Source organism: Nereida sp. MMG025, assembly GCF_021654165.1.
In the GTDB taxonomy this organism is placed as follows: Bacteria; Pseudomonadota; Alphaproteobacteria; order Rhodobacterales; family Rhodobacteraceae; genus Nereida.
On record NZ_JAKFZN010000017.1, the window covers coordinates 1 to 11,249 of the forward strand.

Here is an 11,249-nt window from a genome sequence, read left to right on the forward strand (position 1 = left end):
GGCGCACCACCAAAATCAGCCGAAAAACTCAGGCTACTCTTTGGGTGCGTCGTCGTATTCGCCCGACAAAATCCGCTCGGCATTGCCATCGGGATCGTCATATTGGTTGCTGCGCATGGTGAACAAAAACCCCAACAGGCCAAGGCCACCCAAAATCAGCGAAGCAGGGATCAGATAGACAAGGACATTCATCGGGTCAGCCTCAATGCGTTTAGCGATACGGTAATTGATGATGTCGACATCGCCAATGCGGCAATCAGCGGTGTGGCAAGGCCCGCCACAGCCAAAGGTACGGCCAGCACATTATACCACGTTGCGACGCGGAAATTCTGTTTGATGCGCAGCGTCGCCTCACGTGCGGTGGCCACGGCTTGGACAAGCGGCGACAGATCACCCCCCAAAAGCACCACATCAGACGCCGTGCGTGCCGCATCCAGCGCGGACGCCGGTGAGATTGAGACATCAGCGGCGCGCAAAGCTGCTGTGTCATTCAACCCGTCACCGACCATCAGCACCGAATGGCCTTTGGATTGCAGATCCTGAATGCGCGCCATTTTATCCGCAGGCAACGCTTGGGCCACGTAGTGTGTAATGCCAAGCTCTTTGGCCAATGCCTCAACCGCGCCAATGGTGTCACCTGACATCAGAAGGACATCTTTGCCCAAATCGCGCAGACCGTCGATCGCCTCACGCGCGCCTTGGCGCAGATCATCGGTAAATTTGAAACTAACGGGGGCACCGTCCCCGATAACAAGGTGGGTCGCCGTCAGATCACTGGGTGGCGCACCAACCCATTCAGCACGACCCATGCGCACGGTCTGGCCCAGATATGTGCCCTGAACGCCGTAGCCTGCGACCTCGCGAATATCTCTGACAGTGGCAGGGGCCACATCTTGGGCGTAAATTGTACGGGCCAGAGGGTGCATCGACGCCGCAGACAGCGCTTTGGCCACGGCCATCGCATCAGGCGCGATCTGTGGCGCGTTCATCAGGCGCGGGGCGCCCGTGGTCAGCGTGCCTGTCTTATCAAAGACGACCGTATCCACTTGGGACAATCGCTCCATCGCTGTGCTTGATTTGATAAGCATCCCCGATTTGAACAGTCGCGCAGAGGCGGCTGTCGTCACAGCTGGCACGGCCAACCCAAGCGCACATGGGCAAGTGATGATCAGCACCGCAGCCGCAATATTAAGTGAGACGCGCAAATCGCCTGAATAGATAAACCAGCCCATAAAGCTGAGTGCGGACAGAATATGGACGCCTGGCGCATAAAGCTTTGCCGCTTTATCGGCCAAAGATGTGTAGCGCGACCGCCCGCTTTCGGCCACGGCCACAAGATCGGCCAGTTGGTGCAGCGTGGTATCGCGGCCCACGGCGGTGGCGCGGATGATCAGCGGCCCTGTCAAATTGATCTGGCCTGCGCTGACCTGTTGACCTTGGGTGGCAAAAATCGGTTTGGTCTCGCCCGTCAGAAGCGCGCTATCAAGTTCGGACGTCCCATCGTGGATCACACCATCAATCGGGATACGCGCACCGGCCCGAACGCGGATGAAATCCCCGATCTGCAGTTCAGATGTGGGGACCACCGTTTCAACGTCGCCCACGACCTTGACGGCACGGGGCACCTCAAGCGCGGTCAATTCCTGCGCCGCCGATTTCGCCATCGCGCGGGTGCGGTGATCGAGATAGCGACCCGCAAGCAAAAAGAAGATCAGCGCAAGGGCCGCATCGAAATACGCATGTGCGCCTGAGTGCGCGGTTTCATAGACGGATGTGCCTGCCGCCAGAACAATCGCCAAGACAATCGGGACATCCATGTTCAACTGACCGTGGCGCAGCGCCTGCCATGCGTGTTTGTAAAAGGGCTGCCCGCAAAACACGATCGCTGGCAGTGTAATGACGGCTGAAATCCAGTGGAACATATCGCGGGTGGCGTCGGTGGCACCCGACCAGACCGCAACCGACAACAGCATGACGTTCATGGCGGCAAACCCTGCCACGGCCAGTCGCATCAGCAATGCGCGGCCTTCGGCATCTGATTGGGCGCCTGTCAGTTCGGCACTGTCTAGTTCAAACGCCTCATAGCCGACGCTTTCGAGCTGTTTGATCAAAGCGGCTTGCGAGACATAGTCTTCGGCATCGACCATCGCGCGTTTCAGGGTCAGGTTGACCCGCGCCTCGCGGACCCCTTCGACCTGTTCCAAGGCGCGTTCGACTTTGGTGATGCAAGCGCCACAATGCACGCCCGGCACAGAAAGCATCAGCTTGGCTTGCGCGTTTCCTTCGCCTGCGCGGGGGGCAGGTGTGGCGACGCAGGCAGGGCAAACCGCAGGGGATGGGCGCAGGGGTGCGGTCATTTGACGTGCAGGATGACCCGCTGTTCAAAAGGTGTGCCATCGGCGGCAATCGCCTTCATGCGGATGTTCCAGTTGCCCGCGCCAAGGGTTGCAGGCGCTTCATAGACGCCATTTCGGAAAACAAATTCCGGTGCCTGATCATCTTTCACATGAGTGGCACGACCCAAGGTCGCATCCAGTTTTGCCACGCGCACGGGCTTGCCCGCTTTATCGGTGATTGCCAGATGCACCATTCCGTCCTGCGCATCGGCATGAATGCTCCACCCCAGTGCGCTTTGCGCGGTGCGGCGGGCATCAAAGGACTGGCTGGCGACATAGGAGTTCTTTGTTTCAACCCCCGGGAAAGTGCGCACTGCATTGAAAGCCAATGTCAGGTTCACCGTAATGATCACACCAAAGGCGGCGATCATGATGAAAAGGAATTTGCGGCCTGTGAAGGGTTTGGCCGTATCGGTCATATCGCTCATCCTAGTTTTCCTTTCCGTTAAAGACGGTATCTTTATAGGCACGGTCTGTGCTTTGCAGGTCTTCGACCCATAGGCGGAATTCGGTGCGGTCGCGACCTGCGGCTTCTGTTCCCGGGCGCGCTGTCACATACACCCGCTGAAGTTTTGTGCTGTCGGCTGGTACAGTCACGCTGAGTTCATTCGTGCCTTCCAGCGAAATGCGCAGCACATCATCGGCAACAAGCGAGAGATGATATTCACGGTCATCACCGTTTTTATTGAGCAAGCGGACGTCGTAGATGTTGCGGATCGATCCATCAGACAGCGTCACAAAGGTCGGGTTGCGGATCGGTGAGACGTTCATCTCGATCTCCTGACGCAAGAAGAGCGCGACAGTCAGAGCCACACCAACGCCACCCCACAAGACAGTGTAAAGAATGGTCCGAGGGCGGAAAATATGGTGTCTCCAGATCGAGCGGGGCGTGTTGCCAGCAACCTCATAGGCTTCGTCCGAAATGGCAAGATAGCCCACCAACCCGCGATCACGGCCGAGCTTGTCCATGATGTCGTCGCAGGCGTCGATACACAGGCCACAGGTGATGCATTCCATCTGCTGACCATCGCGGATGTCGATCCCCATGGGGCAGACATTCACACAGGCCATGCAATCCACGCAGTCGCCTGCGTCCGCGTCACGGGCTGATCCACGCGGCTCGCCGCGCCAATCGCGGTAGCCGATGGTCAAGGTGCTTTCATCCATCATCGCGCCCTGAATTCGGGGCCACGGACAGGCGTAGATACAGATTTGTTCGCGCGCGAATCCGCCAAAAATGAAGGTTGTCAGAGTCAGGATCAAGACGGTGATATAAGCGACAGGTTGTGCGTTTAAGGTAAACAGATCGACCAGCAAGGTTGGCGCATCGGCGAAATAGAACACCCACGCTCCGCCTGTCGCCACAGCGATCAACAACCACGAGGTCCATTTGATAGCCGTCAGGCGGACTTTGCGGAAATCCCATTTCTTTTGACGGTGCAGGCGCAGCCGCGCGTTGCGGTCGCCTTCAATCCAGCGTTCCACCAGAATGAAAAGATCGGTCCAGACCGTTTGCGGGCAAGCATAGCCGCACCACACACGCCCAAGCGCCGAGGTGAACAGAAACAGGCCAAGACCCGCCATGATCAGCAGCCCTGCAATGAAGTAAAATTCATGCGGCCAGATTTCGATCATGAAGAAAAAGAAACGACGACCGCCAAGGTCAATCAAAACGGCCTGATCAGGCAAGTTTGGCCCACGGTCCCACCGAATCCAAGGGGTTACATAGTAAATCCCCAAGGTGACGATCATGATGATCCATTTGAAATTCCGGAAATTGCCCGACACGCGTTTGGGGAAAATGGGTTCCCGCGCGGCATAAAGACTTTCTGGTTCTTGTGGTTCTGGAGTGGCTGACATGAGTCGGGCCCTTTTCTGTTCGCTCGTACAGATTTACAGTTTGGAGGTAGTCATCGCTTTGACCCAGATCAAAAGTTGAATATGTCCTTTAGACCTTTTGCCGCGGATGATGAGCATCGGCCCTCTTAGGAAACGCGCGAACAGATCAAGAGGACCGATGCATGTATCCGACATGGCGTCGAATACGGGAAGGTTCTGGTCTTGGCTTGGGGTCCGCGACCTGAACCAGTCTCTGTTCTGAAATTGGTTTTGCCTGATGTGATCCACGGCTTCTTTGATCTGCGTCAAATTACAAAAGCATGACCCAAAAAAGATAACGCCCGCCCGTGAAACCACAGGCGGGCGCGTGCTGCCCCGACGGTAAGTAAGCTTTACTCGCCGCCACCCAGTTGGTGCACATAGACCGACACGGCGCGGATTTCCGCTTCGGTCAGAATTTCGTTCCACGGTGGCATAACCCCGTAGCGCGAATATGTGATGGTTTCGGTCAAGGCGGCTTCGTCCCCGCCATAGAGCCAGATCGCATCGGCCAGGTTTGGCGCGCCTTGATCATAATCACCCAGTGCATTTTCGCCGTGACAGGCAGAACAATTGTCCAGGAACAATTCTGCCCCTGCTGGAACAAGCGCTGGATTTGCAGGCTCGCCCGACAGTGACATCACGTAGCTGACCAGGCTGGCGATTTCCTCTTGTTCCAGAATTTCGCCAAAGGCGGGCATCTCGGAATAGCGGCTATCAAGGTCGTCGTTGCGAATGCCGTGGGTGATCGTGGCGTGGATATTTTCCACATCACCGCCCCACAGCCAGTCATCGTCCAGCAAGTTGGGGAACCCGACGTTTCCTGCGGCACCCGAGCCGTGGCACTGCGAACAATAGGTCGCAAAGACAGCTTTGCCGCCGTTGGTAGCGTAGGTCAGCAGTTCCGGATCGGCACTGATCTGCGTCAGTTCGGCACCAACCAATCGCTCGTTGATCGGACCGTTGGCCTGATCAACAGCTGCGATATCAGCCGCCACATTTGCACGGGTGGAAAACCCTGACAAACCGGGTGTCGCACCCGTGATCAGCGGCCATGCGGGATACATGATGGTGTAACCGATGCCCCAAACGATACAGGCATAGAAGGTCCACAACCACCAACGTGGCAGAGGTGTGTTCAGCTCTTCGATGCCGTCCCAACTATGGCCAGTGGTGCCATAGTCTTCGGGCTTCTTTTGCTGTTGTTTTTTGGTGCTCATTACAAAGCCCCTTTCATATCGTCGCCTGAACCGTCAGGCGCGTCATCATTGCGAAAGATCAGATTGGCGCATTCGTCATGTTCGCGGCGGCTCCCCGGGCGGAAGGCCCAAAAGACCACGCCCAGAAAGAAGCAGAACAAGAACAAAAGCATCCAGCTGTCTGCAAACGCGCGGAGGATCGTATAAAGTTCCATAGCGTCCTCCTTAGCGGCTTGCGTCGGGGGTGAAGGTCGAGAAGTCGACCAAAGTCCCGAGCATTTGCAAATAAGCGATCAACGCATCGGCCTCCGAGATACCGGGTTGGCCATCAAAGTTGCGCACTTGCGCCCCTGGATAGCGTTCCAGCAGATCATCAAAGTCGCTGTCGGCATCGGCTTGCGCCGTGAAGTCTGCCTGAGCGTTTTCGATCATCCCGTCGGTGTAAGGCACGCCGACCATTCTTTGAGCCTGCAGCAGATCTTCGATATACCGTGGTTCGATCAGCTTATCTTCAAGGAAGCCATATTTCGGCATGATGCTTTCGGGCACCACCGACTGCGGGTCGCGCAGGTGCGCAATGTGCCAGTCGTCCGAGTAGCGGCCACCGACGCGGGCAAGGTCAGGCCCTGTCCGCTTGGAGCCCCATTGGAACGGGTGGTCATACATCGACTCTGCCGCCAATGAATAGTGACCGTAGCGTTCCACCTCATCGCGCATCGGGCGGATCATCTGGCTGTGACAGACGTAGCACCCTTCGCGGATATAGATTTCACGCCCTGTCAGCTCCAGCGGCGAATAGGGGCGCATCCCTTCGACTTTCTCGATTGTGTTTTCGAGATAGAAGAGAGGGGTGATTTGCACCAACCCGCCGATGGTGACCACAAGGAAGCTGAAGATCAGCAACAGCGTGGCGTTGGTCTCTAAGATTTTGTGTTTGTCTAGAATACCCATTGTTCCAGCCTTTCTTATTCAGCCGGGACTGCAGGTGCGTCTGCAGCTGTGTCAGCTACAGGGCCGCGTGTCGCAGTCATCCAGAGGTTATAGCACATGATCAGCGCACCCGAGAGGAACAGAACCCCACCCAGACCACGAACCACATACATCGGGAACTTGGCGGAAACGGTGTCGGCAAAGCTGTTCACAAGGAACCCGTTTGCATCGACTTCGCGCCACATCAGGCCTTCCATGATACCAGTCACCCACATCGAGGATGCGTAGAGAACGATACCGATTGTCGCCAACCAGAAGTGCCAGTTGACCAGGCTCAGGCTATACAGGTTCGAACGGCCCCACAGACGTGGTGTCAGGAAGTAGAGCGCACCAAAGGTGATCATACCATTCCAACCAAGCGCACCAGAGTGCACGTGACCGATTGTCCAGTCAGTATAGTGCGACAGCGAGTTCACAGCGCGGATCGACATCATCGGACCCTCGAATGTGGACATGCCGTAAAAGCCAAGTGACACAACCATCATCCGGATGACCGGATCGGTGCGCAGCTTGTCCCAAGCGCCAGATAGGGTCATCAGACCGTTGATCATACCACCCCACGACGGCATCCACAGGATGACCGAGAACACCATCCCGAGCGTTGCCGCCCAGTCAGGAAGCGCGGTGTAGTGCAAGTGGTGCGGACCAGCCCAGATATAAAGGAAGATCAGCGCCCAGAAGTGGATGATCGACAGTTTATAGGAATAGACAGGTTTCTCGGCCTGCTTGGGAATGAAGTAGTACATCATCCCCAGAAAGCCCGCCGTCAGGAAGAAGCCCACAGCGTTGTGGCCATACCACCACTGGATCATGGCGTCTTGCACACCTGCAAACACATGGACCGAGCGCGAGCCGAAGACCGACACAGGCAAAGCCAGATTGTTCAGCAAGTGAAGCATCGCAACTGTTACGATGAACGACAGGAAGAACCAGTTCGCCACGTAGATGTGCTTTTCCTTGCGGGTCATGATCGTGCCAAGGAACACCGCCAGATAAGCAACCCAGACAACGGTCAACCAAAGGTCAACATACCATTCGGGCTCTGCGTATTCTTTGGATTGGGTTGCACCAAGCAGATAGCCCGTTGCTGCCAAAACGATGAACAGGTTGTATCCCCAGAACACGAACCACGGCAGGTTACCGCCCCAAAGGCGTGCTGCTGATGTCCGCTGCACAATATAGAAGGACGTACAGATCAGTGCGTTCCCCCCAAATGCAAAAATCACCGCACTTGTGTGCAGTGGCCGCAGACGTCCGAAGTTGGCGTAGCCTTGCGCCCATTCAAAGTTAAGTGCCGGAAACGCCAGCTGAAACGCGATATACGTCCCTGCCAAAAATCCGACGACGCCCCAGAATGCCGTTGCGATCACACCTGCACGAATGACGTCATCCATATAGCCCGTTGCGGCCACTGGTTTCGGTTCATCCACTTGACGCAGAGTGTAGACAAACATCCCGCCAGCGACGGCGAAGATGATGATCGCATGCACCTGATAGGCAAGATCACGGGCATAATTGGCGCAGATTACGGCGAGAACCGCAGTCAGCCCAAAAATGACGAGCTTGATATAATCCCACATGGTTGCTTCCCTTTTCATATACCCTTTAGCCGTCGACAGACGGACTCGGGGCTTCTTGGTGCATTTCTTTTGTGGGATTGGCGCGCGATGGTCCTTGATCTGGGTCAAACATATTCAATAAATAGTCTGATCCGCATCAACGCTGCGCTGCGGAATGATTGGTATAAGCGTGATGACCGCGCGACGAATGAAAAGGCAGTAGTCCCATGACAATAAACACTATTTTGACCGTTTTGACCGACCAAAACGCAAATGCAGCTTGTTTGGAGCACGCAATCGGGCTGGCCAAAGGGCTGGATGCCCATCTGGATGTGATGGCGTTGGGAATCGATCCTGTGCAGGTTGGCTATGCTTACGGCGGCATGGACGCTTTGGTAAAAGAAGCCAGCATCGGCCGCGTCACACAAACGGCCAATGAGGTTGCAAAATGGGCCGAAGAACGGGTTCAGGCCAGTGGTTTGCGCTATAACGTAGAACCTGCCGTGGCACTGCTGTCAGGGGCACATCAACTGGTGGGCACGCATGGTCGCTTTTCTGACGTAATCGTCGTGCCCCAACCCTACGCAGACAAGGCAGGGCCGGAAACAGAGACGCTTTTGGAAAGCGCGCTTTTTCACTCCAGCACGCCCGTGATCGTCGTGCCGCCCAAGGCGACTGCACGCGCCAAACCACAAAAGATTGTGGCCGGATGGAACGATAGCGCCCAAAGCCTTGCGGCGATCAAAGCCGCACTTCCCTTGATGCGCGAAGCGGATCTGGTCTCGCTTACGATCATTGATCCGCCAAAACACGGGGCGGATCGGTCTGACCCAGGTGGGGCAATCTCGCAATTTCTTGCGCGTCACGGCGTGCATGTGGAAATTTCTGTGCTGGCAAAAACCATGCCGCGGGTCGGCGATGTTCTGATGCGCCACGCAGAGGACTTCGGGGCGGATATGATCGTGTCTGGTGCCTATGGTCACACCCGCTTTCGCGAAGCCCTGTTGGGCGGCGCAACGCGGCGACTGCTGGAACAGTCATCTGTTCCGATGTTCATGATGCACTAACGCGCAGGATGGGGCTGTTTAGAAAATGCCGCCATCCGCATCATCCCCGGCTTCAGACAGCAGGATCTGCATATCCGGCACATGGATGGTGCGTTTGTCCTTAAGTTCGATGACGCCATCTTTTTTCAGCGCAGACACCTGGCGGCTGACCGTTTCAAGCGTCAGACCAAGGTAGTCGGCCATCGCATCGCGTGTCAGCGGCAAATTGAATGTCAGACTGTTCGCATCCCCACTCAGGTTCAGCGATGCATCACGACGCGCGATAATTGTCAGAAGCGACGCGATCTTTTCGCGCGCGGTTTTGCGCCCCAAAAGCAACATCCACTCGCGTGCAGCGTCCAATTCATCCAACGTCATCTCAAGCAGGCGCTGACCGACATGGGGGGTCTTGGCCATCAACTGCTCAAACGGGCGTTTGCGAAAGCAACACATCACAATGTCAGTCGTGGCAACCACGTCGTATGCGGCTTCGTTGCGCCCGGGACGGCCCACAAAATCAGACGGCAGCAAAAGCCCCACCATCTGCGTGCGTCCGTCTTCCATCGTTTGGGTAAGCGTTGCGATGCCTGAGACAACCGAGGCAACAAAATCCATGCGGTCCCCTTGGAACACAATGGTCTGCCCTGCTTGGAAGCTGCGGTAATACTTCACCTCTTCCAACTGGGTGAGTTCATCGCTTTCACATTTCGCACACACGGCACGGTGGCGAATAGGACAGTCGCTACAGTCCTGCGAAATAATCGAAGCGTCGTGCATCGTCATGTGGAGACTTTCTGTTGATCTGTGTCAAAGCGCGCGCTCTTTCCCTGATCTAAATCTACGCCCATGACAACTATGACGCAACTCTCACGGCTCGGACTCTTTGACGCGCGTGTGCCCCGCTATACCAGCTATCCGACCGCTCCGCATTTTGCGGGGGGTGTCGACGCTTCACTGTTCAAAACATGGATATCGGCCCTGCCCGAAGGCGACCGCATTTCGCTTTACATCCACGTCCCGTTTTGTCGCCGTCTTTGTTGGTTTTGCGCATGTCGCACCCAAGGCACCCAAACCCTCGGCCCCGTAGCCGCCTATGTCGAAACCCTGAAGGAAGAATTGCGCCTGCTGGCCGCGACCCTGCCATCGGGCATCAAGCTGTCACGACTGCATTGGGGTGGCGGCACCCCCACACTTTTGAGTGCCGGTATGATGCGGGATCTGGCCCAGGCTATTTTCGCTGTCGCGCCGCTGGCGGACGATGCGGAATTCTCAGTCGAAATTGACCCCAACGAGATTGATGCCGAACGCATCGCCGTTCTGGCCGAAGCTGGCATGAACCGCGCGTCGATCGGCGTGCAGGACTTTGACCCGCAAATTCAGGAATGTATTGGGCGCGAACAAAGCTATGATGTGACAAAAGAGGCAGCAGATATGCTGCGCGCCGCGGGCATCCGCTCTCTGAACGCCGATATTCTTTATGGCTTGCCACACCAGACGAATGAAAAAATTGCAGACAGTGTTCAGATGCTGCTGAGCCTCGCGCCTGATCGCGTCGCCCTTTATGGATATGCGCATGTGCCCTGGATGGCGCGGCGTCAGGGAATGATCCCGTCTGACGCGCTGCCCACACCACAAGAACGGCTAGGACTGTTTGAAACGGCCCAACAGCTTTTCGATTGGGACGGCTATAAAACAATCGGCATTGATCACTTCGCAACCCCGACAGATGGGCTGAGCGTGGCCCAAGCCGCGGGTAAACTGAAACGTAACTTTCAGGGCTATACCGATGACCCATCACCCACATTGATCGGGCTTGGTGCATCGGCCATCTCGAAATTCCGTCAGGGGTTTGCCCAACACGTCAGCGCGACCTCAAAGTATACGTCCAGCGTAAGGGACGGCATTTTCGCTACGCACCGCGGCCACGTCTTTTCCACAGACGATCTGCTGCGCGCACGCATTATCGAAGCATTGATGTGTGATTTTGAAGTCAATGCTGACGAGTTGGCGCGCGATTTCGGTCTGACGGCTGCAGGCTTCAAGTCAATTTGCACCCCTGCTCTGGATCGCTTTGGCGACACACTTGATTTTAATGCCGCGCGCTTGGCAATTCCGGAACGCACCCGCCCGCTCACACGCCTGATCGCCAGCGCCTTTGATGCCTACGATATGGCTGCAGCG

11 protein-coding genes are annotated in these 11,249 nt (G+C 56.3%); 2 read left to right on the forward strand and 9 right to left on the reverse strand.

Going from position 1 to position 11,249, the window contains the following annotated elements; all coding sequences use genetic code 11:
- Window positions 1-33: 33 nt before the first annotated feature.
- The 8 genes from ccoS to ccoN all read right to left on the reverse strand — a co-directional run bounded on the left by ccoS (window position 34) and on the right by ccoN (window position 8,043).
- Window positions 34-192 (reverse strand): cbb3-type cytochrome oxidase assembly protein CcoS, encoded by a 159-nt coding sequence (gene ccoS, locus L1065_RS15340; RefSeq protein WP_237096387.1) that lies wholly within the window; start codon window positions 190-192, stop codon window positions 34-36.
- Window positions 189-2,357 (reverse strand): heavy metal translocating P-type ATPase, encoded by a 2,169-nt coding sequence (locus L1065_RS15345; RefSeq protein ID WP_237096388.1) that lies wholly within the window; start codon window positions 2,355-2,357, stop codon window positions 189-191. Before L1065_RS15345 ends, ccoS begins: the two co-directional genes overlap by 4 nt.
- Window positions 2,354-2,815 (reverse strand): FixH family protein, encoded by a 462-nt coding sequence (locus tag L1065_RS15350; RefSeq protein ID WP_237096398.1) that lies wholly within the window; start codon window positions 2,813-2,815, stop codon window positions 2,354-2,356. Before L1065_RS15350 ends, L1065_RS15345 begins: the two co-directional genes overlap by 4 nt.
- A 10-nt stretch (window positions 2,816-2,825) precedes the next feature.
- Complete coding sequence (gene ccoG, locus L1065_RS15355) at window positions 2,826-4,256, reverse strand: cytochrome c oxidase accessory protein CcoG (RefSeq protein WP_237096389.1); 1,431 nt, start codon at window positions 4,254-4,256, stop codon at window positions 2,826-2,828.
- A 371-nt stretch (window positions 4,257-4,627) separates the two neighbouring features.
- Window positions 4,628-5,494 carry a cytochrome-c oxidase, cbb3-type subunit III gene (ccoP, locus tag L1065_RS15360; protein WP_237096390.1) on the reverse strand — a complete coding sequence of 289 codons (867 nt, stop codon included), beginning with the start codon at window positions 5,492-5,494 and terminating at the stop codon, window positions 4,628-4,630.
- Window positions 5,494-5,688 carry a cbb3-type cytochrome c oxidase subunit 3 gene (locus tag L1065_RS15365; protein WP_237096391.1) on the reverse strand — a complete coding sequence of 65 codons (195 nt, stop codon included), beginning with the start codon at window positions 5,686-5,688 and terminating at the stop codon, window positions 5,494-5,496. The genes ccoP and L1065_RS15365 overlap by 1 nt, the downstream gene beginning before the upstream one ends.
- 10 nt (window positions 5,689-5,698) lie before the next feature.
- A complete protein-coding gene (gene ccoO, locus L1065_RS15370) occupies window positions 5,699-6,424 on the reverse strand; it encodes a cytochrome-c oxidase, cbb3-type subunit II (RefSeq protein WP_237096393.1) in 726 nt (241 codons plus the stop codon).
- A 14-nt stretch (window positions 6,425-6,438) separates the two neighbouring features.
- A complete protein-coding gene (gene ccoN, locus L1065_RS15375) occupies window positions 6,439-8,043 on the reverse strand; it encodes a cytochrome-c oxidase, cbb3-type subunit I (protein WP_237096394.1) in 1,605 nt (534 codons plus the stop codon).
- 206 nt (window positions 8,044-8,249) lie between these two features.
- Between ccoN and L1065_RS15380 the strand changes: the two genes are divergently transcribed.
- Entirely contained in the window at window positions 8,250-9,089 is an 840-nt protein-coding gene (locus tag L1065_RS15380) for a universal stress protein (protein WP_237096395.1), read from the forward strand.
- Between the two features lie 18 nt (window positions 9,090-9,107).
- Here the strand turns inward: L1065_RS15380 and fnrL are convergent, their stop codons facing one another.
- Window positions 9,108-9,851: a transcriptional regulator FnrL gene (fnrL, locus tag L1065_RS15385; RefSeq protein WP_237096396.1), complete on the reverse strand. Its 744-nt coding sequence runs from the start codon at window positions 9,849-9,851 to the stop codon at window positions 9,108-9,110.
- A 63-nt stretch (window positions 9,852-9,914) separates the two neighbouring features.
- On the opposite strand from fnrL, the gene hemN reads away from it, so the two are divergent.
- On the forward strand, window positions 9,915-11,249 hold a 1,335-nt coding region (gene hemN / locus L1065_RS15390), incomplete at its 3' end, for an oxygen-independent coproporphyrinogen III oxidase (RefSeq protein ID WP_237096397.1).